A 22,116-nucleotide genomic window follows, 5' to 3' on the forward strand; every position below is an offset into this window, starting at 1 on the left:
GCCCCCCACATCGGCCGCTGGAACACCGGCTGCGGTGTCGGGATCGAGGCGTTCGCGTCCCCGATCGGCGCGACGACCGCCGCGCCGCCCTTGAGCACCATGTCCGGTCGCACCCCGAAGAACGCCGGCGACCACAGCACGAGGTCGGCGAGCTTGCCCACCTCGACGGAGCCGATCTCGTCCTGCAGCCCGTGCGCCACCGCCGGGCAGATCGTGTACTTGGCGACGTAGCGCTTGGCGCGCGCGTTGTCGGCGCGCCCGTCGCCCGGCAGTGCCCCACGGCGCACCTTCATGGCGTGCGCGGTCTGCCAGGTGCGGATGATCGTCTCCCCCACGCGGCCCATCGCCTGCGCGTCGGAGCCGATCATGGAGATCGCGCCGAGGTCGTGCAGGACGTCCTCGGCCGCGATCGTCCCGGCGCGGATCCGTGACTCCGCGAACGCGAGGTCCTCGGGGATCCGCGGGTTGAGGTGGTGGCAGACCATGAGCATGTCGAGGTGCTCGGCCACGGTGTTGACGGTGTGCGGCAGGGTCGGGTTGGTGGAACCGGGCAGCACGTGCGGCAGCCCGGCGATCGTGAGGATGTCCGGGGCGTGCCCCCCGCCGGCACCCTCGACGTGGAACGCCGCGATGCTGCGGCCGCCGATCGCCCGGACGGTCTCGGCGACGAAACCGGCCTCGTTGAGGGAGTCGGCGTGCAGCGCGACCTGCAGCCCCCACTCCTCCGCACCGTGCAGGGCCGCGTCGATCGCGGCGGGGGTGGAGCCCCAGTCCTCGTGCACCTTGTATCCGCCGGCGCCAGCGAGGGCCTGCTCCTCGAAGGCCGGCATCGAGACCGTGTTGCCCTTGCCGAGCAGCAGCAGGTTGACCGGGTACTCATCGAGCGCGCGGTGGGTCTGCTTGAGGTGCCACGCGCCCGGGGTGACGGTGGTGGCCTTGGACCCCTCGGACGGGCCGGTGCCGCCGCCACCAAGGGTGGTCAGGCCCGCGGCCAGCGCTTCGGAGATCTGCGACGGCGAGAGAAAGTGCACATGGGAGTCGAAGCCGCCCGCGGTCAGGATCTTGCCCTCACCGGAGATCACGTCGGTCCCGGGGCCGATGACCAGGGCGGGGTCGACCCCGTCGGCGATGTCGGGGTTGCCGCTGCGGCCGAGGCCGACGATGCGCCCGTCCCGGATGCCCACGTCGGCCCGGACGATGCCCCAGTGGTCGAGGACGACGACGTTGGTGATGACGGTGTCGAGGGCGCCGTCGGCGGAGGTGACCAGCGACTGGTTGCCCGACTCGCGGATGGACTTGCCGCCGCCGAACACCGACTCCTCGCCACCGAAGGTGAGGTCCTGCTCGATCTCGATCCAGAGATCCGTGTCGCCCAGCCGGATCTGGTCGCCCGCCGTAGGGCCGAAGATGGCGGCGTAGTCCTCGCGGCTGATCCGGCTCATACGGGCTCCTCTCGGGGCTTGATCGAGATGCCGGGGACCGAGCGGAGCCCACGCAAGGCCACGGTCGCCACGGTGCGGGAGGCGCCCGGCTCGAAGCGGACGGAGGTACCGGCGGCGATGTCCAGCCGGAAGCCCTCGGCGGCCGTCCGGTCGAAGTCGAGGCCGGCGTTCACCTCGGGCAGGTGGATGTGCGAACCGATCTGGATCGGACGGTCGGCGGTGTTGGTGAACGTCAGCTCGCCCCGTTCGTCCGGACGCCGGTCGGCGTTCAGCTCCAGCTCTCCCGGTGCTACCCGGACCGCTCCCGGTCCCGTGCTCGACACTCCGGCCACGCGTCGCTCCTTCGCTGGATGCTGTTACTGGATGGACCTGTTACAGGATGGACCTGTTACTGGATGGGCCCTTTACTGGATGGGGTGGTGCAGGGTGACGAGCTTGCGCCCGTCGGGGAAGGTCGCCTCGACCTGGACGTCGGAGATCATCTCGGCGACGCCGTCCATCACCTCGGCCCGGGTGAGTACCTCACGTCCGGTCGACATCAGCTCCTCCACGCCGGCGCCTTCGCGGGCTCGCTCGATCACCCAGGTGCTCAGCAGCGCGACCGACTCGGGGTAGTTCAGCTTGACGCCCCGGCCGAGCCGGTCGCGGGCGACCATCCCGGCCACGGCCTGCAGCAGCTTCTCGGTCTCCGAGGGCATCAGGTTCATGGCAGCGCCCGCCTCATCACAGGTTTCCTCCGCGGTCCGGACTCACTGCTCGTCACCGTAGCGAGCCCGTGTTTCGTCCGCGTTGCGGGTGCCGGTGCGGGCCGTTGGCGACGGCTTGGACACAGTTCCGGTCGAGTTCCCCATTGCCGGTAGGCGGTCGGCCCAGTGGAGATCGCAAGACGCAGCCGGTCGTAGCCTGAACCCATCCTGCTCCGAGCGGCAAGTCGAGCGCTCGGCCTCACGATCCGACTACGTGGACTTGCCGGCTCGGTCCGAGGTGAGGCGAATTGGCCAGCCGCCTCAAAGACGGCTGTCGACGACAACGGCGTAGTGACCACTGTCCTAGCCAGGGAGGATCGGACTCAACGGACCCGCCGGCCGTGCTGCGACGGCCCTTGCAGCAAGGCAATTACCCGCGAGCGGTGGCTAGGTTAGCGGACCCTCTCACGGACGCTTACTTGACTTGCGCATCGCAACTATCTCGTGGACGCCGCCCGGCTGGCGGGCCCGGACGGTCCACAGCAGCAAGCGCCCCGGTCAGGCTCACCCGGACCGAGCTGGAGCTGCACGACACCAACTCCCGGTGGGACGGCGCGGCGTGAAGGACGGGCCCGCGTGAAGGACGGTGCGGTGTGAGGCGGCAGCGGATCGACGCCACCGGCCGCAACGACGACATGATCCTGCTCGGAGCCGCCGCGGCGCTGGCGGTCGCGGCGGTTGGCGGGTCGTGGACGTCGGTGCACCTGGCCGCGTGGGCGCAGGGCCGGCGCCCGGCTCCCGGTGACCCGCTGCGGCTGTTCTGGGACCTGGTCCGCGGCCACGCGCACTGGACTGCCGCCGACACCTGGGCCGCCGCAGGCATGGCCGTCCTGGTCCTGGTCGGAGTCGTCGCCGGAATCCTGCTGTGGCCGAAGAGCCGGAAAGTGGAGGCGGACCGCGCCGCCCGGCACCTGGGCAAGGGTGCCGTCGTGGCCCGGCTCGGCCGGCAGGGGTCATCCAGGGTCGGCAGCCGGCTCGGTCACGCCGCCCCCGGTCTACCCCTCGGCGTCGCGGTGGCCGGCGGTCGGCCACTGTTCGCGTCCTGGGAGGACGTGGCCGTGATGATCGCCGGGCCGCGCACCAGCAAGACCAGCTCATTCGCCATCCCGGCGGTGCTCGCCGCCCCCGGCCCGTGCTTCGCCACCTCCAACAAGCGGGACCTGGTCGACGCGACCGCGACCGTGCGCGCCAACCTCGGCAGTGTGTGGACATTCGACCCCGAGAGCGTCGCCAACGCACCCGCGTCGTGGGCGTGGGACCCGCTGTCCTTCATCACCACGCGCGACGAACACGGCCGGCTGGTGGACGCGTCCGAGACCAAGGCGGAACGGCTGGCCGCGCAGATCGCCACCTCCGCCCGACCGCTTGGCGCCAAGGTCGACGCCTACTTCGACGGCGAGGCCGAGTCGCTGCTGGGGCTGCTGCTGCTCGCCGCCGCCGTCGGCGGCGAACAGGTCACCGCCGTCTACGGCTGGCTGACCGACCCCGCCGACCTCACCCCCACCGACCACCTCGCCGCACACGGGTTCGGGCTGCAGCACCAGGCGCTGACCGCGCTCGCCGGGCTGCCCACCAAGCAGCAGCAGGGCATCTACGGCACCGCCCGCGGCCTCGTCGGGTTCCTCCGCAACCGTGCCGTGCTCCCGTGGGTGACCCCTAGCCCAGGCCGGCCCGCGTTCTCCCCCGAGGACTTCGCCGCCAGCACCGACACCCTCTACCTGCTGTCCCGCGAAGGAACCGCGTCGGTGGCGCCGCTGGTCGGCGCCCTCACCCTCGCCGTCCTCGTCGCGCTCGAGGAACGGGCCACCGCAGCCGGCGGCCGGCTGGCGGTGCCGGCGGTCGGGGTGCTCGACGAGGCCGCGAACGTCGCCCGGCTGCGCGACCTCGCCGCCCTCTACTCCCATATGGGCTCCCGCGGCATCGTGCTGCTGACGATCCTGCAGTCCTGGGCGCAGGGCTGCAACGCCTGGGGTGACCACGGCATGGAGGCGCTGTGGTCGGCCGCGAACCTCAAGCTGTACGGCGGCGGAAACGACGACGACCGGTTCCTGCAACGGCTCTCCAACGCGGTCGGCATCACCGAGCAGCTCACCCGGTCCGCCTCCGTCGGCTCCGGGAAGCGCACCGTCACCCGCAGCGTCCGCGACGTCCCGATCCTGACCCCCGCCGAGCTACGAGCCCTGCCCGCCGGAAGGGCGCTGCTCCTGCCCTCCGGGATGCCGCCCGTCCTCGTCCGCGCCGTCCCCTGGTGGGACGGCGAACACGCCGCCGCCGTCCGGGCCTCCCTCGCCGCAGCCGCCTCGTGACCGCCACGACCAGCCACGTCGACCAGCTCGACGCCGCAGTCGACCTCCTCGCCGGCGACCACCCCGAGGCCGATTCAGAGCCGGGGCCGGGGCCGGAGAACATCTACCCCGACGTGGTGCCGTTCGTGGCCGACTACCTGGGCCCGCTTTACGCTAGAACGTGGCCGCCGGCCGCGAGCTGCACTGGTGCGACCACTGGTGGGCCCACCCCGAAGCAGTCGTTCGACTCACCGCCCTCTGGCTGTCCTGGCAAGCCGCCCGGCTCCAACCCGACGGAATCCTCGGCTGGCTCCGCGACGCCGACAACACCATGGACCGACTCACCGTCAGCACCGGCACCTTCAGCCAGTGCGGCCCCAGCCGGCACAAACCCCAGCCGGCGCTGCCCACCAGCCAGCCACCCGCCTACCTCTTCTCACCGTTGTCCACAGCCGCACCTGCCTCCCAGGCGTGATCCACAGATGAACGTGACGCCACCGATCCGGGTGCTACAAGCGCTCATGCTCAAGGGAAGTCCGAGGTGTCACCCAATGAGAGGAACGAGCAATGGATGAGGAGATCCGGCGGCGCGAGCTGGCCGAGGTCGACGCCGGCATGGCACCCACGGAGATCCTGCGACGGACCGCGAAGACCACCCGCAGGAACCGCGACGCCGCGCTCGAGGAGCTGGCCAAGGTCGCCAGCGATCAGGAGATCCTCAACCTCGTCGGCCTCGACATGGCCGAGCTGCGCCGAGGGATCGACCTGGACGGCTTCTGGTCGCTGCCGTGACCCCCGACCAGGCGACGGCCGCGGTGACGTCGACCCGCCGGGCGGCCGAGACCGGCGCCCGCCATGACCTGGACCGGCTTCGGACGCAAACTGCGGAGAAGGGTCGCCGGAGAGCTGCGCAGATGTTCCCACTCGAGCCTCGGGTGGGTCCGCAGGCGGTGGTCAACGTCCGCGGCGGCCAGGTCCTGCGGCACTGGTACGCCGAGGTGTTTACCGCAACCCTGCGCAACCGCCTAGGCGAACGGACCCAGGTACCGGCGGCGGCCGAGATCGACGCCACGGCGACCGTGCTGCGCCGGGCCCTAGCCGACCCGGCCCCCGACCTGCCGCTGCGTCTGGCCGGCGCCGTCCACCAGACGGCCGTCGACGACGCAGCCGCGGCCGCGGCCGATCTGCCGGCCAGTCTCGCCGGCGTCGCCTCACGTCGCGCCCTGGAACGCGTGCCGCACGAGATCGTCGCCGACGAGACCAGGGCTGCGATCCTCGAGCACTGGTACCAGCGCTGCTACCTCGCCACGGCCCACGCCGACCTCGGCGTCCTGCCCCCGCTGCAGGCCGTCACCACGGCCGAGGCCCGCGAGGTCGCGGCCAGCGTCGAGCACGGCCAGGCCCGACGGCTGATCGGGACCGACGGCGTCCCGCTGGTCACCGCTCACGGCACAGCCATGACCGACGTCGACCGACGCCTGGCCGCCGGAGAAGCCGAGCTCGTGGCGCCGCCGGAGCTGCGGATCACCAACCCCGTGCTGAGACGGCAGGTCGTCAGGTCCTGGAGCGGGGCCCCCCGACCCGGCGGGTACGAGACGGCCGAGGACACCACCCGCCGCCGAACGACATGGGCGAACGCCGCCGGCATCCCCTCCGCGACAGCCGACCGGCCCTGGGACCAGCTGACAGGGTCCGACCAGTCCCGGCTCATCGGCCACTGGCTCGACACCCACCGAAACCCACCAGCGCGACTCACCTCAGGCCCTGAACCCGCCGACCCCCCGTTCGCCGCTGCGGCGCTCACCGGCCCGCCAGGGAAGCGGCGGCGGCGATGTTCAACCACACCTCACCCTCGCCGCCCCGCCTCCCGTCCCTGGTGGCAGTCTCCTTCCCGGCCTCGGCAACCAGGGCGGCCGGAGGACCGACTGAGGTTCTCAGAGGCAGGGACCGACGCTCGGCTCCTGCACGCAACCTGCAGCAGGACTTCGGACGCTGAGCAGCGCCACACCCGGGACCGCCAGCACTGTTCAACACTCGATGCCGCCGGGGCGTGCCCACCCCAGACCCTCAAAGGAGGAACGTCAGGCGGGCGGGATGTCGTCAGCCTCCGTCTTCAGCTGGTGGAGAGTCCTGCCCGACTTGACGTGCGTCCACGCCACCCATCCGTTTATCTCGCTCCCGATCTGCGCCTTCAGCGCCGGCGACGGCTGCTTGTACCGGCCAAGGTTGGTGGCCAACCACCCGTCTGCGTCTACGGTCGCCTGGAAGGTGTGCCCCTTCCGCTTCTGGACGTGGACGAGCTCGTCGCCACCCTTCAAGAGTCCCCCCGTGATGTACGGCCAGAGCGCACCCTTCTCGCCGGAAGACGCGGTCTGCTCCAGCCCGCCGGTCTTTGCAACCCCGAGCACTTCCCGCCTCAGGACGTCGTTGGGTGTCTCGAACCCTTGTACCCGGGCGCCGAGCCACGCGTACACCTCGTCGTCGATCTCGATCTTCTTCATGCTCCACTTCTCTTCTTGGACTTTGCCGCTTGGACTTCTTTAGTATGAGGGTGTGGCAAAGTGAAAGTCAATATACTGGAGGCCCTCTAGCGAGCTAGGCGCGTCGCCGCACGCGAAGCACACTCGTCAGGTTCGGGGAGCGGTGCCAGCACGCTCGAGGTCTGGCGTCGCCTGGTTCACGGTGAGGCGCCGCGGGAACGCTCCAGCGCCGCGCTGCCCTTAGGGTCTTGGCCGTGGCCACCCGACTCTTCTACATGGACGACTCCGGTCACCACGACACGGGCTGGGCCGTCTACGCCTGGGTCGAGGTCGACGTGACCGAGTGGCGCGACGGGCTGCGGCCCTGGTTGGACTTCCGTCGCCGGCTCGACGAGGCCAGCCGGATCCCGGTGACCTACGAGCTCCACATGACCAGGTTCCTCGGCACCTCCGAGCGCCCCTCACGCGATCCCGAGTGGAACACCACCTACGAGAACCGCTGGGCAGTGGTCGCTGATGCTCTCGACGTGGTGGCTGCCACGCCGTGTCTGTCCGTCGGGGCGGTGCATCGTCACACCGAGGAGAGGCGCAAGAGCTACCGGCGCGAGCAGGCCGACCTCTACCGCAGGCTGGTCGGGCGCCTCGACGACCGGCTCACCGCGGCCGGCGACATCGGCATCATCGTGATGGACGGCGACGGCACCGACGAGTCCTACGTCACCGCGCACCGGGAGCTGAAGCTCGCCACCCGCTCGATCATCGAGGACCCACTGTTCCAGAACTCCCACCGCAACCAGTGGGTCCAGATCGCCGACCTGGTGGCCTATACCGCCTACCAGAGCCTTCTGCGAGCCCCGGCGAAGCGGTTCGCCTGGGACTGGTACGCCGACCACCTGGCCACGACCGATCCCGAGGGCGGCCCTCAGGCTCTGTGACGAACCCAGAAAAAACCAAGGGCCCCACCCGGAGGTGAGACCCATGGACAAAGGCTGGACCCGGTGACCGACGTGCGTCGGGCAGATCCGCCCTCTAAGTATCGACGCGATCGCGTCACTTATCAAGCGGACTTGGCGGCATCCTGCGCCAGGGGTTGACGGTGCGCCGCCTGGAACGTCGAGACGGACAACGTAGTCGAGGACTACAGCGCGAATTCTGTCAGTCCAGGCGCATAAGGTCGTGGCCCGACGTGAGGATGGACGGATGAGCGAGAGCGACAAGGCACCTGTTCCGGTGGACACTGACCACGACGGGCAGCGCGCGCGTGCCCGCTGTCCTCGACCGGGCCGAAACGATGACCCCGCAGCGTCTGAGCGAGCTGCGGTCGGCGCTGGCAGCGTTCGCCGACTCGCCGCTGGTCACGCTCGAGGCGCACCCCATGCCGAAGCAGTTCGACCGGTCCACCGGGATCCCGCTCGACGCGGTGAGCCCGCTCGCCAAGCACCTCGCCGAGCTCGTCACCCGCACAACGCAGACGGTGCCCTTAAACGCCACCACCACAACCACAGCCGTGGCCACGGGCGAGACGTTGTATCGGATGGTGGTGCCGGCCAAGCTGGCCACCCAGGTCGGAAAGGGCCTCGTGCGACCGATGGCCTCCAAGGCAGTCAGCGGCGGCATCCACAGTGGCCTCCTCGGCGCACGAGGCGGCATCGCAGCAAACGCCACTTTCGTGCCGGTGGCCGCCCAAGCCGGCGCCGTCGGCGCCGTCGGTGGCGCCGCTAGCACAGCGGGGGTAGCGGCTGTGGGGGCCGGAGCGTTGACGGTGGCTGCCCCGCTGGTCCTCATGGCGGTCGCGGTCGGCGTCAGCGCCTACGCCGACCAGCAGCGGCAACAGGCGATCGAGCATGTCACCGAGCTGTTGGAGAAGCTCCACTCCGACAAGCTCGACGACGAGCGCGCTGCGCTCAACGGCTGCCAGGACGCGATCGACAAGGCAACCTCGATCCTCCTGGACCACGGCCGGATCGGCGCCTCCCTCGGCCTCGACTCCGCGGTCCACGCAATCGACACAGCGACTGCTCGTGCACGGGACCGCCTTACCCTGTGGCGCGAAGCCCTCGACCATCTGCCCGACGGCGCCGTCCCCTTGGACAACCTGACGCGCGCGTTCCCCGGACTCGAGGGGGACGGCGGCGAGTTTCGTGCCCATCTCGAGCTCGCGTCCCTAGCCATCGCGCTCAAACGGAGGGTGATCGTCCTACAGGCGGTCGACCACAGCCAGGGCGACGACACCAACCCCTTCGAGCACTTCATCAGGAGCCTCAAGGGCGACCACCACCGCGTGGACGAGCTGGAGGCCGGCATCGCCACGGTCTTGATGCGACTGTCGACGATGCACCTCCGGGCGCCGGCCCGTCTCCGTCAAACCCTGATGCCCCGCGGGGATGTCGACGAGCTCATGAGCGCGTCCTACCGGCTGCGCGAGCTGGCCGAGGACGTCGGGCAGATAGAGAGGGCGAGCGACGTCGTCATCGAGATCGCCCGATACGAGGACGGGTCAATCCTCGTGCTCCCCGCCGTCGCCGCGTAAAGGGATCGCACCGAACCAATTCGGCGACATGTTGCCGGGAGCCCGGGAAGATCGCAGCGGACAATCAACAATGAGGGAGACTCTGCACCTGCGCAGCTTCCGGCTTGACCCGCTGTCACGGGAGACTGGCGGCAGAGCGTGTCTTGCCGGTGACAGGGGGTTCCGAGACGGTGGTTGGTAGCGAGAGCACAAGATGAGCCTCCCGAGGCGGTGGCGGCAGTCTTGGCGCCGTTGGTATCGGCGCCGCTGGACCGTGTTCGTGATGACCACACCAGTCGGGCGAACGTGGTCACGTGGGTATCGAGTTCTGCTGCGGCCGACACCGGCCGCCGACGGGACGCTACGCCGGGTGGCTTGTGATGATGCTGCTTACTGGCGACGAAACAGGCGGGTTGCCCGACCGCTCTACTGGGCTCGGCGGCGCATCGTACTGACCACCTCCGCGATCCTGACCTTCTTGATCGTAGAGACCATCCTGTTCACCGTTGCGCTCATAGCTCACAACCAGGTGGTCCTAGCCGCAGCGCTGGCGTATGAGTTCGCTCACTTTGGCATCTACGCATTTCTGGACAGCCGGATCCCAAGATCGAAGACAAACGTCCTCGGCCTGGCCAAGTCACTGTGCAGGGTCAACGAGCAGGTTGAACTGGCCCTCGCCAAGCCCCACGATCTCCCTCTTCGTCACATCCTTGCGTCGGACATCTCAGCGGCGGCGAAGACCGTCCTGGTGACGTACACAGTCAGACCAACGCTAGGCGGACCATCTTGGCGGGCGCCCTACATGTACCGGCCTCAGTGGAAACGGGAGGCCCGAGCAGCGGCACGACGGTTGAAGTCCTACGTCATGCTTGCGATGACACCCGGGCCTGGCGGCCTCGAGCGCATACGTGACGACTTTGCACGAGTTCAACTGCGCGTGCTCTGCGGATCCTGGACTGAGATCAACCAGGGTGACCTCGGCGTCGAGGGTTCAAGTAGCGAGGTGTCTGTCTCCTTCTTCAGGGACCGACGAGTGTGGGCCACGGCTGGCACGGTACTCGTCGTGCTCGCTTCGGCCGCCGCTGTCGTTCAGGTTGGTCAGGGTTTCACCTCCTCAAAATAGCTGCGCCCAACCTCGGACCCACCGGCCACTTCCACGGGATTGCAACTATCGGGGGCGGCTGGGGGTGTAGCGAGCCCAGTCAGGTGCTGGCTGTCCCTGGCGAGCCTTCGGGAGGGAGAGATAAAGGACATTATCTTGCCTCGTTGAGGTTGAAGCGTCACGCCGAGGCAGTTGGACGTTACTGTGATCTACCCGCAAGCCCGGCAGCGGCCAGCGCTGCGGCGCTCCGGAAGTCCGCAGGTTCCGTCGGCCCCAACACCTGAAACTGTCACACTCAAGCTCGGCCCGATGATGTCCGGCCTGATCGACCCCCGTTACAGAAGCTCCTGGTCTACTCGGCGCCGTGGCCCGCCGGCACGACCTCGGCGGGCCGGGGCGGGGGCGGCGGCGTGCCGTCACCGAACGGCCGGCCGCCGAGCTGGTCGCGGTGGTGGGCGGTCAGCCAGCCGGTCAGGTCAGGTCCCTTCGGGACGATCGTCGTCGGGTTGATGTCGGTGTGCACGACGTAGTAGTGCCGCTTGATCTGGACGAAGTCGGTGGTGTCGCCGAAGCCGGGGGTCTGGAACAGGTCGCGGGCGTACGCCCAGAGCACGTCCATCTCGCTGAGCTTCTGCCGGTTGCACTTGAAGTGGCCGTGATAGACGGGGTCGAAGCGCGCCAGCGTCGTGAACAGTCGGACGTCGGCCTCGGTGATGGTGTCCCCGACCAGGAACCGCTGGTCGGCCAGCCGCTCGCCGAGCCAGTCCAGCGCGGTGAACAGCCGGTCGTACGCCTTGTCGTAGGCCTCCTGCGAGCCGGCGAAGCCGCAGCGGTAGACGCCGTTGTTGACCTCGGTGAAGATGCGGTGGCTGACTTCGTCGATCTCGTCACGGAGCGGCTCCGGATAGAGCTCTGGGGCGCCGTCCCGGTGGAACTCGGTCCACTCGGTCGAGAGATCCAGGGTGATCTGCGGGTAGTTGTTGGTGACCACGGCCCCGGTCGGGACGTCGACGATCGCCGGCACGGTGATGCCGCGCTCGTACTCCGGGAACCGCGCGAAGTAGGCCTCCTGCAGCCGCTCGTAGCCGAGCACCGGGTCACGGCCGCCGGGGTCGAGGTCGAACGTCCAGCTGCGCTGGTCGTGCGTCGGCCCGCAGAGCCCCATCGAGATGGCGTCCTCGAGCCCGAGCAGTCGGCGGACGATGATCGCCCGGTTCGCCCACGGGCACGCGCGAGCGACCACGAGCCGGTAGCGGCCGGCCTCGACCGGGTAACCGTCGTGACCGTCCCGGGTGATCCGGGTGGCGATGTAGTTGGTGTCCCGGGTGAACTCGCTGCCCGGCTTGACGTACGCGCCGGTCGTGGGGTGGTCCTCGCTCATCTGCCCAACCTACGTCAGCCTCCGGCGGGGGGCTCCACGGTCGTCGGGGTCGGGGTCGAGGTCGGGGTGGGCATCGGGCTGTCGGCGCCGAGGCTCGGGGCCGGCTGGGGGTCGGTGCCGGATCCTTGGCCGGGCGACCCGGCGGGCACCGTGACTGACGTCTGCGGCGAGGTGACGGTGTTGCCGTCGGGATCGGTGGCACGGATCGCGTAGCGGTAGGTCAGACCGGCGATCGCGCTCGTGTCGGTCCAGGTCATGGTCTGGCGGTTCCAGAAGGTGGCGGAGGCCTTCATCACGGTCGGCAGGATGACGCCGTCGCGCACCACCTGATACCTCAGGGTCTGGTCGTCGCGGTCGCTGTTGGTCAGCCAGCTCACCGCCACGCCAGCACCTGCGTCCGCGGTGGCCTGCGGCGCCGTGCTGGAGTCCTCGAGCTGCGGCCCCTGCTCCAGCGGGGCCTTCGTCGGCACTGCGAAGCGGACCAGACCCTGCTGCGCAACGCCGTTGACGGCGGTGAACTCTCCACCGGCAGAGATGTAGGTGGCGTTGCCGACGACGGTCCAGGCGGCCTGGTACTGCTTGGTGTAGCTGCCGATGGTCAGGTCGGGGAACCAGTTGTAGAGGGCGGGTGCCGGCTGGCCGGCGAAGTTGCCGTAGTGCCACTTCTCGCTGGTCTGCCCGTTCGGGGCGACCGTGCCCTGGGCACTCTTGGTCAGCGCGAGAGCGCGCTGCCAACGCACCCGGGGCGACGTGTCGGGGAAGCCGCCGATGTTGGCGCAGTAGTGCGCGTGACCGACGACGTAGATGGTGTTGCCGACGGGTGCGACGCCATAGGTGTCGCCGTGGCAGTCCTGCAGCCAGCGGATCGCGCCGTCCTTCGGGTCGGCAGCAAAGGTGCCCTCGAAGTTGCCGCCGCCGTAGGCGTAGCCCGTGCCGTAGACGGTGTCGCCGTCGACCGCGAGGCTGAGGATCGCGGCGTCCTGGCCGGCGTCGCGGACCACGCTGTTGACCTTCCAGGTCTTGGTCTGGGCCGTCTTGACGCCGATGGCGCCCATGCCGAAGGCTGCCTTGCCGTTGATCGTGGTGAAGATGCCGCCGGCGATGATCTTGGTCTTGTCGGGCGTGGCGACCAGTGCGTTGACTCCCTCGGACGCCTTGGGCGCCCAGCTGGTGAGCTTGCCGGTACCGCCGTTGACCGCCGCGAGCCGGCTGCGGAGCTTGGTCCCGACGCGGGTGAACCAGCCGCCGACGTAGACGTTCTTACCCACCACCGTCAGCGCGTTGACCCGGGAGTTGAAGGATGGGTTGGGCTTCTGCAGCTTGCCCGTCCTGGCGTCGAAAGCGGCAAAGCGGTTACGGGTGACCGAACCGACCTTGGTGAAGTCGCCGCCGACGTAGACGGTCTTGTGGTCGGTCGAGACGGTGATGGCCTTGATCTGGCCGTTCAGCTTGGCCGGCTTGAACGTGGTGTTCAGTCTGCCGGTGGTGATGGCGTACGCCAGCAGGTTCGTCCGGCTCGTGGTCGACTCGCCCGGCTCGGCTCCGGCCGGGCGGGCCTGGGTGAAGTCGCCGGCGGCGTAGACGGTGTTGCCGATCATCACCTGGGCCCAGACGACGCCGTTGATCTGGACGGTAGGCAGCGCGTCCGCGGTCACGACCTTGGCGGACGGCTGACGGACGGAGGGCACCGTGGTGGGCAGCGCCTGCGCGGTCCCGGGGACCATCATCTGAGACATCATGAGCGCAGCACCGACGACGGTGGTCGCGACGAGACGGCGGCCTCGAGCCCGTTGGTCCTTCGTCACGTGTCCCCCGTTACGGTGGCGTTCCGTCGACTGATGGTGGCGTCCGCGCCGCCGGTCGGCGCGATCCCTGGGGGCCAATGTTACGGGCCATCGACGACCGACGTCGTGATACGACGTTTGGCTACGCCCAAGGTCTGCCCAGGAACGGCTCTGCATCTACCTATGTCGGAGCCTCTTGGCCACCCCGCGACCCGAGGCCGACGGCCAGGTCCTGGTGGGGTCGCGGACTGGGGTGTCGGGCAGCGACAATAGTGCTCGTGCGTTTCCTGACCCCGCCCCCGGCCCATGACCTCACCTACTCCGACGTGTTCATGGTGCCCCGCCGCTCGTCGGTCACCTCACGGCTGGACGTCGACCTCACGAGCACCGATGGCGTCGGGACGACGCTGCCGCTGGTGGTGGCCAACATGACCGCCGTGTCCGGCCGCCGGATGGCCGAGACCGTCGCCCGGCGGGGCGGGGTGGCGATCATCCCGCAGGACATCCCGACCGACGTGGTGGCCGAGGTCGTCCTGCGGGTGAAAGGCGCGCATCCGTTGTTCGACACGCCGGTCTCGGTTGCCCCGCACACCACCGTCGGTGAGGCCCTGTCCTTGTTGCCCAAGCGGGCGCACGGGATCGCGGTGGTCGTCGAGGACGGCCGGCCGCTCGGCACGGTGAGCGAAGCCGACGCAGCCGGAGTGGACCGCTTTGCCCAGGTCCACGAGGTGATGTCGGACGACGTGCTGACCCTCCCGGCCGACAGCTCGGCGGTCGAGACCTTCGACGCACTCACCGCCCGCCACCTCGAGGCCGGCCTCGTCGTCGACCACGGCGCTCTGCTCGGGGTGATGACCCGCAAGTCCGCGTTGCGTTCCACCCTCTACCGTCCGGCGCTGGACCCGGACGGCAAGCTGCTGATCGGGGCTGCGGTCGGCATCAACGGCGACGTCGCCGGTCGGGCGGAGGCCCTGCTCGCCGCCGGGATCGACGTCCTCGTGGTCGACACTGCGCACGGTCACCAGGAGAAGATGCTGCAGGTCCTCAAGAGCGTCCGCGAGGTGCGCGACCGGCTGGCCGACGAGAACGGCCGCCGGGTACCGCTCGTGGCCGGCAACGTCGTCTCGGCCGACGGCGTCCGCGACCTGATGGAAGCCGGCGCTGACGTGGTGAAGGTGGGCGTCGGGCCCGGCGCGATGTGCACCACCCGGATGATGACCGGCGTCGGGCGGCCGCAGTTCAGCGCCGTGCTCGAGTGCGCGGACGCGGCGCGGGAGGCCGGCCGTTCGATCTGGGCGGACGGCGGGGTCCGCTACCCCCGTGACGTCGCCCTGGCGTTGGCGGCGGGGGCCGGCAGCGTGATGATCGGCTCCTGGTTTGCCGGCACGTACGAGAGCACGGGCAACCTGATGACCGACGCCCAGGGCCGGCAGTACAAGGAGTCGTACGGGATGGCCTCCGCCCGCGCGGTCAAGGTGCGGACGAAGGACTCCTCTGGCTTCGACCGGGCCCGCGCCGGCTTATTCGAGGAGGGCATCTCGTCTTCTCGGATGTACCTCGACCCCGAGCGGCCGAGCGTGGAGGACCTGATCGACTCGATCGTCGCCGGGGTCCGCAGCAGCTGCACCTACGCCGGCGCCTCGACGCTGGAAGAGTTCGCCCGGTTCGCAGTCGTGGGAGTGCAGTCCAACTCCGGCTACGACGAGGGTCGCCCGCTGCACGCCAGCTGGTAGCTGCTCAGGCCGAAGCGAACCGCTTCGCCGACCGCGCCCGAGCCTTGGCGGCCTCTTCGTCCCGGTTCTTCGGCGGCGTGGTCGGCACGAGCGCCTCGAGCAGATGCTCGGTCGCGTGCGCGATGTCGTGCACCGCCCGGTGAAACGCCTCCTCGTTAGCCTTCGAGGGCTTGGACGTCCCCGCAATCTTGCGCACGTACTGCAACGCAGCGTCATGCACCTCAGCGTTCGTCGCTGGCGGCTCGAAATTGTTCAACGGTCGGATATTGCGGCACATATGGCGACCCTAGGAACAGAAGCGGGTTCCAGCAAGAGCCTGAGACTAGAAGCCGAACCCCTTCGAGGTCTCGACAAGCTCAGGGCGCGTAGTCCGTCAACCGCCCGCATCAATCAACCAGGCGCCGGACTCGACCGCACCCCTGCGAGCGTCGGGTAGGTCCGGCGCCGGGCCCTGTCTGGACGACCGAGCGAGGACGACACACTTTTCCGTCGTCCGAGCGAGGAAGGACGACAGGGTCTTGAGGCGCCAGACCTAGCCCGACGCAAGCAACGGGAAGATCAGTGCGCGTGGTCGCCGCGGTAGAACTCGGACAGCAGGCCGGTCAGGCTGATCGCACCGGCGCCGAAGCCGAGGATCGTCAGCCACCAGCCGAAGACCGGCCCGAGGCAGACCAGCGTGAAGGTCAGAGCCACGAACAGCGGCCAGATCGACTGCGGCGGGAAGAAGCCGAGCTCGCCGGCTCCTTCGGCGATCTCGCCCCGACGCTTGTCTTCTGGTCGCGCGTCGAGTCGGCGGGCGATCAGCGCGAGGTAACCGCCGATCATCAGCGTCAAGAAGAACGTCATGATCAGCGCGGCGGTACCGGTGGCGTCCCTGGAGAGGATCCAGTAGACCGGCGTCACCACGGCCACGAAGACCGCGAGGGCGGTGAAGACCCAGGCTTCGACCTTCATCGGGGCCCCTCCCCCGGCCGCGGCGACTGGCTCGGGTTGTCCCGCTCGTGGGCGACGGTCGGGTCGTCGGACGTACCGTCGACACGACGCTTCAGCTCCTCGGCCCGGCCGGTGTCCTCAGCGGCGTCGACCTGCGTTTCGTCGAAGCGTCCGTCAGTGCCTTCGTACTCCGACAGCGCGACCTCGGGGTGGTGCAGGTCGAACGCCGGAGCCTCGGAACGGATCCGCGGGATAGAGGTGAAGTTGTGCCGCGGCGGAGGCGACGAGGTCGCCCACTCCAACGAACGGCCCCAGCCCCACGGGTCGTCGTTGTTCACCAGCGGTGAGTTCCGCGACTTCCACACGTTGTAGAAGAACGGGATCATCGACGCACCCAGCAGGAAGGCTCCCGCCGAGGAGATCTGGTTGAGCCGGGTGAAGCCTTCGTTCGGCAGGTAGTCAGCGTACCGGCGAGGCATGCCCTCGGCCCCGAGCCAGTGCTGGACCAAGAAGGTGGTGTGGAATCCGATGAACAGCAACCAGAAGTGGATCTTGCCCAGCGTCTCGTCCAGCATCCGGCCGGTGAACTTGGGCCACCAGAAGTAGAAGCCGGCAAACATCGCGAAGACGACGGTGCCGAACACCACGTAGTGGAAGTGGGCGACGACGAAGTAGGAGTCCGAGAGCGCGAAGTCCAACGGCGGGCTTGCGAGCACGACCCCGGTGAGACCACCGAAGAGGAAAGTAGTCAAGAACCCGATAGCCCAGAGCATGGGTGTTCGCATGGCGATGTTGCCGCCCCACATGGTGCCGATCCAGTTGAAGAACTTGACCCCCGTCGGTACGGCGATCAGGAACGTCATAAAGGAGAAGAACGGCAGGTTGACCGCGCCGGTGACGTACATGTGGTGGGCCCAGACGGCCACCGACAGGGCCGCGATCATCAGCGTGGCACCGACCAGACCGACGTAGCCGAACAGCGGCTTGCGGCTGAAGACCGGCAGGATCTCGGTGATGATGCCGAAGAACGGCAACGCGATGATGTAGACCTCGGGATGGCCGAAGAACCAGAACAGGTGCTGCCACAAGATCGGTCCGCCGTTGACGGCGTCGAAGACGTGGGCTCCGAGCTGGCGGTCAGCCTCGAGCACGAGGAGCGCGGCGGCGAGGATCGGGAACGCGATCAGCACCAGGATCGAGGTCACCAGGATGTTCCAGGTAAAGATCGGCATCCGGAACATGGTCATGCCCGGCGCCCGCATGCACAGGATCGTGGTGATGAAGTTGACGGCACCCAGAATGGTGCCGAGGCCCGCCATGTAGAGGCCCATGATCCACAGGTCTCCACCGACCCCGGGTGAGTTCACCGAGTCGCTCAACGGGGTGTAGGCGAACCAGCCGAAGCTCGCGGCGCCTGAGGGAGACAAGAAGCCGGAGACGGTGACCAGCGCGCCGAAGAGGTAGAGCCAGTAGGACAGCATGTTCAGCCGGGGGAAAGCGACGTCCGGCGCGCCGATCTGCAGCGGCATGATCGCGTTCGCGAACCCCGCGAACAGCGGCGTCGCGAACAGCAACAGCATGATCGTGCCGTGCATGGTGAAGAACTGGTTGTAGGTCTCCCGCGACAGGTACTGCAGCCCGGGGAACGCCAGCTCGGCGCGGATCCCTAGCGCCAGCACGCCGCCCAGGAGGAAGAAGGCCATCGAGGTGATGAAGTAGAGGTTGCCGATCACCTTGTGGTCAGTGGTCGTCACCCACTTCCACGAGACCGTGCCGAGCTCACGTGTCGGGGTCGCGATCTCCCGTAACGTCGCGGTGCGCTGCAGTGTGGTCATCGTGCGCCGACCTCCTCTCCCTGATAGATCTTCGCCGTCCCCTGAGGATCGGCATTGCTCGCGCCCTTGGCCTCGCCGATCTGGCCTTTGGCGACCAGCGTCTTCAGGTAGGCGGTGTAGTCCTCAGCACTGACGACGTGCACGTTGAAGAGCATCGACTGGTGGTACGTGCCGCACAGCTCCGCGCACTTGCCGCGGTAGACGCCGATCTTGTTCGGCGTGATCTCGATGTTGTTGTTGCGCCCCGGGATGATGTCGCGCTTCTCGTAGAAGGCCGGCACCCAGAACGAGTGGTTGACGTCAGGCGAGGAGAGGTTGAACCGGACCGTCTTGTCGACCGGCAGGTACAGGTCCGGCGTGGCCTGGATCGTCCCTACCTGAAAGACGTCCTGGCCCACGGCCGGGTCGCCCGCCGACTTGTAGTTGAAGGACCACGACCACTTCTGGCCGACCACGTCGATGGTCACGTCCGGGTTCTTGGTCTCGTACGTCACCTGGTTCTGAGCCAGGATCGTGTAGTAGAAGAGGACGCCGATGACCACGAACGGGGCCACGGTGTAAAAGATCTCCATCGGCAGGTTGTAGCGGTTCTGCCGGGGCATCTCGTTGTTGTTGGAGGTGTAGCGCAGCACCACCCAGCCAATCAGGCCCCACATGAAGATGCCGATGGTGCCCGCCGCGATCCAGGTACCGATCCACAGGTGCCCGATAACGGGCGCCTGAGCGCTCGCCGCCTCGGGCAGTCCGAGCCGCTTGAGCGCCGCGACGTTGCCCGACGAACAGCCCGTCAGGAGGAGAGCGGCGGACGTGACCGCCCCCAGAACCACCCCGCGAAGCACTCGGGACGCATCCGCGTGAGGTGCGGGCCGTACCGTGCTGAGACCCACGTCGTGCCTTTCGTCGAAGCTGTGCCCATCAAGACCGTGCTCATTCACCGGCATGCTCATTCACCGGCATGCTCATTCACCGGCATGCTCATCCCGCAGCGTGCCCATCAAACTCGTGCGTACCAACATCGTGCCCGTGGCCGCTGACAGTTTCGGGTCCAGCGGCTCGGCCCACTCATCCTGACTCACCCTAACCCAGCCGCAGCAGCAGATGCCTGCTGGTGGCGCGTAGGTTCGCGGTCGTGGCAGAACCGGTGGTGCAGGCGTACTGGGACGCGTCCTCGGGCGAACCGTTGCTGCCCGAGGCGCAGCAGGCGTGGTCGACCGCGGCGTCCGCCGGGTGGGGTGACCCGTTGCGACTGCACCGGCCCGGACGACTGGCGGCCCAGGCGCTGGACGCCGCCCGCGAGACCGTCGCGCAGGCGGTCGGCGCCCGTCCGGACGAGGTCGTCTTCACCGGCTCGGGTGTCGCCGCGGCGCACGCGGCCGTGACCGGCCTGGCGCTGGGCCGGCGCCGAACCGGCGACTGCGTGGTGACGAGCACAACTGACCATTCCTCGGTGCTGGCGGCGGCGGATGCAGCGGGGCGGCGCGCCGCCGTCGGCGTGGACGTCGAGGGCCACCTCGATCTGGACCGGTGGCGCGACACCGTCGCGGCCGAGGGGGTCGCCGCCGCCTGCCTGCAGGTGGCCAACCACGAGGTCGGCACCCGGCAGCCGGTGACCGAGGCCGCCGAGGCTTGCGCGGCGGTCGGCGTGCCGTTGGTCCTGGACGCGACGAGCGCGCTCGGCCGGGTCGACCTGCGCGGCCTCGGCGGCTGGTCGGTGCTGACCGGCGCAGCGTCAGCCTTCGGTGGCCCGGCCTCGGTCGGCCTGCTGGTGATCCGCCGCGGCACCCGCTGGCGCGCGCCGTACCCGGCCGACGACTACCAGGGCGGCCGCTGGCCGGGAGCGCCGGACGTCCCAGCCGTCTACGCCGCTGCGGTCGCGCTGGATGCGTGGCTGCGCTTCGGCCGCGCCGTGGGCGAGCGCCAGCACGCGCTCGTCCACCGGCTCCGGACAGCCATTGCGGCCCGGGTGCCCGACCTGGAGGTTGCCGGAGACCCGACGAACCGGGTCCCGCACCTGCTGACCTTCTCAGCCCTCTACGTGGACGGGGAGACCCTCACCCGCGAGCTCGACCGGGCGGGCTTCGCGGTGGCCAGCGGCTCGGCCTGCAGCGCCAGCAGCGAGCACCCGTCACACGTCCTCGCGGCGATGGGGCTGCTCACCCACGGCAACGTCCGGATCGGCCTGACCCGGCGCAGCACCAGCGCCGAGGTGGACCGGTTCCTCGACGTGCTGCCGCCGCTGGTCGCCGAGATCCGCGACCGGCTGGGCGCACCGTGACCGAGCCGCCGCGCGAGGTCGCCGACCAGCAGCTCGACTGCCGGGGCCAGCGCTGCCCGCGGCCGGTGATCGAGCTGGCCCGCCACATCGGCGACGTCGAGGTGGGCCGACTCGTCCTGCTGCTCGCCGACGACCCCGCTGCGGTGCCCGACGTCGCGGCCTGGTGCCGGATGCGCGGGCACACACTTGTACGGTCGGCTGCGCCCGAATTCTGGGTGCGCCGCGACCGCTGACCGTCGTCCTCGGTCCCCGCGGATGACGCGCCGATGACGCGCCGATGACGCGGAAGTGACATTCGAGCGCCGGACGTGGTGGCGCTACTGGTCGGCACGGTCGGTACGTGCGACGCTGTCATCGCCGGGGGAGGTGTTCGCTTTCCGGCTCATCAGTTGTACACCGCCAGCCGAAGGAACCCCGTGACCACGATCCGTGTGACCAAGACCTCTGCCAGTCCAGCTCGACCGGCGCGGCTCCGGACCAGCCTCATCGCCCTCGCCACCGCCTCCGGTCTGCTCCTGGTGGGAGCAGCCTGCGCTCCCCCGGCCGCCAAGCCGGCCGCCTCCAGCGCCACCGGTGCCGGCACGGCGACCTCGGCCGCCGACCTGGGCGGCATGGACGGCCTCGTCAAGGCGGCGCAGGCCGAAGGCACGCTCAACGTCATCGCGCTGCCGCCGGACTGGGCCAACTACAGCAAGGTCATCGACGCGTTCAAGGCCAAGTACAACCTCAAGGTCGACTCGGCCCAGCCCGACGCCGCGAGCCAGGAGGAGATCAACTCGGCCAAGCAGCTGAAGGGCACCGACCGGGCCCCGGACGTCTTCGACCTCGGCCAGTCCGTCGCGCTGGCCAACACCGACCTCTTCGCGCCGTACAAGGTGTCGACCTTCGACAGCATCGACGCCTCGTTCAAGGACCCGAACGGCACCTGGGTCAACGACTACGGCGGCTACATGGCCATCGGCTATGACTCCAAGAAGGTTCCCGACGTCACCTCGGTGGCCGACCTGCTCAAGCCCGAGTACAAGGGCAAGGTGGCCCTGAACGGCGACCCGACCCAGGCCGGCGCCGCGTTCAACGGCGTGGTGATGGCCTCGGTGGCCAACGGCGGCTCGGCCGACGACATCCAGCCGGGCGTCGACTTCTTCGGTTCTCTGGCCAAGGCCGGCAACTTCCTCCCGGTCGACCCGACCTCGGCCACGATCGAGTCGGGCCAGACCCCCGTCGTCATCGACTGGGACTACACCAACGCCGCTGAGACGGCCAAGCTGCCGAGCTGGAAGGTCGTGGTCCCCGCCAACGCGCAGGTCGGCGGCTACTACTACCAGGCCATCAGCAAGGACGCTCCGCACCCGGCGGCCGCCCGGCTGTGGGAGGAGTTCCTCTACTCCGACGAGGGCCAGAACCTCTACCTCGGCGGCGGGGCCCGTCCGGTCCGCGCGGACGCGATGGAGAAGGCCGGCACGATCGACCAGGCCGCCTTCGCCAAGCTGCCCAAGGTGACCGGCACCCCGGTGCTGCTGACCACCGAGCAGACCACCAAGGCCGCCGCCGTGCTGAGCAAGGAATGGGCGAAGGTGACGGGCTGAGGTCGAGCGGACAGGGATCGACGGG

21 protein-coding genes are annotated in these 22,116 nt (G+C 69.1%); 10 read left to right on the plus strand and 11 right to left on the minus strand.

Annotated elements, in window-relative coordinates:
- The 3 genes from ureC to ACFE76_RS19080 form a co-directional block, all read right to left on the minus strand.
- Positions 1 to 1,442, minus strand: a 1,442-nt coding sequence (ureC, locus tag ACFE76_RS19070; RefSeq protein WP_375433364.1) for an urease subunit alpha, incomplete at its 3' end; no start/stop codon positions are given.
- The gene (ureB, locus tag ACFE76_RS19075; protein WP_375433391.1) at positions 1,439 to 1,765 is read right to left on the minus strand and encodes an urease subunit beta; all 327 of its coding nucleotides are present in this window, start codon (positions 1,763 to 1,765) and stop codon (positions 1,439 to 1,441) included. The genes ureB and ureC, both read right to left, overlap by 4 nt.
- An 81-nt stretch (positions 1,766 to 1,846) precedes the next feature.
- Positions 1,847 to 2,149: an urease subunit gamma gene (locus tag ACFE76_RS19080; RefSeq protein WP_375433365.1), complete on the minus strand. Its 303-nt coding sequence runs from the start codon at positions 2,147 to 2,149 to the stop codon at positions 1,847 to 1,849.
- A gap of 632 nt (positions 2,150 to 2,781) precedes the next feature.
- Here ACFE76_RS19080 and ACFE76_RS19085 point away from each other — a divergent pair.
- The 3 genes from ACFE76_RS19085 to ACFE76_RS19095 all read left to right on the plus strand — a co-directional run bounded on the left by ACFE76_RS19085 (position 2,782) and on the right by ACFE76_RS19095 (position 5,265).
- Positions 2,782 to 4,494 (plus strand): type IV secretory system conjugative DNA transfer family protein, encoded by a 1,713-nt coding sequence (locus ACFE76_RS19085; RefSeq protein ID WP_375433366.1) that lies wholly within the window; start codon positions 2,782 to 2,784, stop codon positions 4,492 to 4,494.
- Positions 4,495 to 4,654: 160 nt separating this feature from the next.
- Positions 4,655 to 4,948 carry a DUF4913 domain-containing protein gene (locus ACFE76_RS19090; RefSeq protein ID WP_375433367.1) on the plus strand — a complete coding sequence of 98 codons (294 nt, stop codon included), beginning with the start codon at positions 4,655 to 4,657 and terminating at the stop codon, positions 4,946 to 4,948.
- A gap of 92 nt (positions 4,949 to 5,040) precedes the next feature.
- Positions 5,041 to 5,265, plus strand: a complete 225-nt coding sequence (locus tag ACFE76_RS19095) for a hypothetical protein (protein ID WP_375433368.1) — start codon at positions 5,041 to 5,043, stop codon at positions 5,263 to 5,265.
- Positions 5,266 to 5,684: 419 nt separating this feature from the next.
- On the opposite strand, the gene ACFE76_RS19100 is transcribed toward ACFE76_RS19095, so the two are convergent.
- Together ACFE76_RS19100 and ACFE76_RS19105 are read right to left on the minus strand one after the other, a co-directional pair.
- Positions 5,685 to 5,921 carry a hypothetical protein gene (locus tag ACFE76_RS19100; protein WP_375433369.1) on the minus strand — a complete coding sequence of 79 codons (237 nt, stop codon included), beginning with the start codon at positions 5,919 to 5,921 and terminating at the stop codon, positions 5,685 to 5,687.
- Between the two features lie 633 nt (positions 5,922 to 6,554).
- Positions 6,555 to 6,974: a hypothetical protein gene (locus ACFE76_RS19105; protein ID WP_375433370.1), complete on the minus strand. Its 420-nt coding sequence runs from the start codon at positions 6,972 to 6,974 to the stop codon at positions 6,555 to 6,557.
- A gap of 233 nt (positions 6,975 to 7,207) precedes the next feature.
- On the opposite strand from ACFE76_RS19105, the gene ACFE76_RS19110 reads away from it, so the two are divergent.
- The 3 genes from ACFE76_RS19110 to ACFE76_RS19120 all read left to right on the plus strand — a co-directional run bounded on the left by ACFE76_RS19110 (position 7,208) and on the right by ACFE76_RS19120 (position 10,585).
- The gene (locus tag ACFE76_RS19110) at positions 7,208 to 7,888 is read left to right on the plus strand and encodes a DUF3800 domain-containing protein (protein ID WP_375433371.1); all 681 of its coding nucleotides are present in this window, start codon (positions 7,208 to 7,210) and stop codon (positions 7,886 to 7,888) included.
- Between the two features lie 326 nt (positions 7,889 to 8,214).
- Entirely contained in the window at positions 8,215 to 9,483 is a 1,269-nt protein-coding gene (locus tag ACFE76_RS19115) for a hypothetical protein (RefSeq protein ID WP_375433372.1), read from the plus strand.
- Positions 9,484 to 9,940: 457 nt separating this feature from the next.
- Positions 9,941 to 10,585, plus strand: a complete 645-nt coding sequence (locus tag ACFE76_RS19120; protein ID WP_375433373.1) for a hypothetical protein — start codon at positions 9,941 to 9,943, stop codon at positions 10,583 to 10,585.
- A 331-nt stretch (positions 10,586 to 10,916) separates the two neighbouring features.
- On the opposite strand, the gene ACFE76_RS19125 is transcribed toward ACFE76_RS19120, so the two are convergent.
- Both ACFE76_RS19125 and ACFE76_RS19130 read right to left on the minus strand, forming a co-directional pair.
- On the minus strand, positions 10,917 to 11,945 hold the full coding sequence (locus tag ACFE76_RS19125; protein WP_375433374.1) for a glutathione S-transferase family protein: 1,029 nt from the start codon (positions 11,943 to 11,945) through the stop codon (positions 10,917 to 10,919).
- Between the two features lie 14 nt (positions 11,946 to 11,959).
- Positions 11,960 to 13,672, minus strand: a complete 1,713-nt coding sequence (locus ACFE76_RS19130) for a hypothetical protein (protein ID WP_375433375.1) — start codon at positions 13,670 to 13,672, stop codon at positions 11,960 to 11,962.
- A 335-nt stretch (positions 13,673 to 14,007) separates the two neighbouring features.
- Here ACFE76_RS19130 and ACFE76_RS19135 point away from each other — a divergent pair, with 335 nt between their 5' ends.
- Positions 14,008 to 15,462: a GuaB1 family IMP dehydrogenase-related protein gene (locus ACFE76_RS19135; protein WP_375433376.1), complete on the plus strand. Its 1,455-nt coding sequence runs from the start codon at positions 14,008 to 14,010 to the stop codon at positions 15,460 to 15,462.
- A 4-nt stretch (positions 15,463 to 15,466) separates the two neighbouring features.
- Here ACFE76_RS19135 and ACFE76_RS19140 read toward each other — a convergent pair whose 3' ends face one another.
- The 4 genes from ACFE76_RS19140 to coxB all read right to left on the minus strand — a co-directional run bounded on the left by ACFE76_RS19140 (position 15,467) and on the right by coxB (position 19,057).
- The gene (locus ACFE76_RS19140) at positions 15,467 to 15,739 is read right to left on the minus strand and encodes a DUF2277 domain-containing protein (RefSeq protein ID WP_375433377.1); all 273 of its coding nucleotides are present in this window, start codon (positions 15,737 to 15,739) and stop codon (positions 15,467 to 15,469) included.
- 281 nt (positions 15,740 to 16,020) lie between these two features.
- On the minus strand, positions 16,021 to 16,416 hold the full coding sequence (locus ACFE76_RS19145) for a cytochrome c oxidase subunit 4 (RefSeq protein ID WP_375433378.1): 396 nt from the start codon (positions 16,414 to 16,416) through the stop codon (positions 16,021 to 16,023).
- Positions 16,413 to 18,230, minus strand: a complete 1,818-nt coding sequence (gene ctaD, locus ACFE76_RS19150; RefSeq protein ID WP_375433379.1) for a cytochrome c oxidase subunit I — start codon at positions 18,228 to 18,230, stop codon at positions 16,413 to 16,415. The genes ACFE76_RS19145 and ctaD overlap by 4 nt, the downstream gene beginning before the upstream one ends.
- Positions 18,227 to 19,057 (minus strand): cytochrome c oxidase subunit II, encoded by an 831-nt coding sequence (gene coxB / locus ACFE76_RS19155; protein WP_375433380.1) that lies wholly within the window; start codon positions 19,055 to 19,057, stop codon positions 18,227 to 18,229. The genes ctaD and coxB overlap by 4 nt, the downstream gene beginning before the upstream one ends.
- A gap of 302 nt (positions 19,058 to 19,359) precedes the next feature.
- Between coxB and ACFE76_RS19160 the strand changes: the two genes are divergently transcribed.
- From ACFE76_RS19160 to ACFE76_RS19170, 3 genes are all read left to right on the plus strand, one after another.
- Positions 19,360 to 20,505, plus strand: coding sequence for a cysteine desulfurase family protein (locus ACFE76_RS19160; RefSeq protein ID WP_375433381.1), 1,146 nt, complete (start codon positions 19,360 to 19,362; stop codon positions 20,503 to 20,505).
- Positions 20,502 to 20,738 carry a sulfurtransferase TusA family protein gene (locus ACFE76_RS19165; protein ID WP_375433382.1) on the plus strand — a complete coding sequence of 79 codons (237 nt, stop codon included), beginning with the start codon at positions 20,502 to 20,504 and terminating at the stop codon, positions 20,736 to 20,738. The genes ACFE76_RS19160 and ACFE76_RS19165 overlap by 4 nt, the downstream gene beginning before the upstream one ends.
- 183 nt (positions 20,739 to 20,921) lie before the next feature.
- Complete coding sequence (locus tag ACFE76_RS19170) at positions 20,922 to 22,091, plus strand: ABC transporter substrate-binding protein (protein ID WP_375433383.1); 1,170 nt, start codon at positions 20,922 to 20,924, stop codon at positions 22,089 to 22,091.
- Positions 22,092 to 22,116: the final 25 nt, after the last annotated feature.

It is taken from the genome of uncultured Friedmanniella sp. (genome assembly GCF_964244005.1).
Lineage (GTDB): Bacteria > Actinomycetota > Actinomycetes > Propionibacteriales > Propionibacteriaceae > Microlunatus.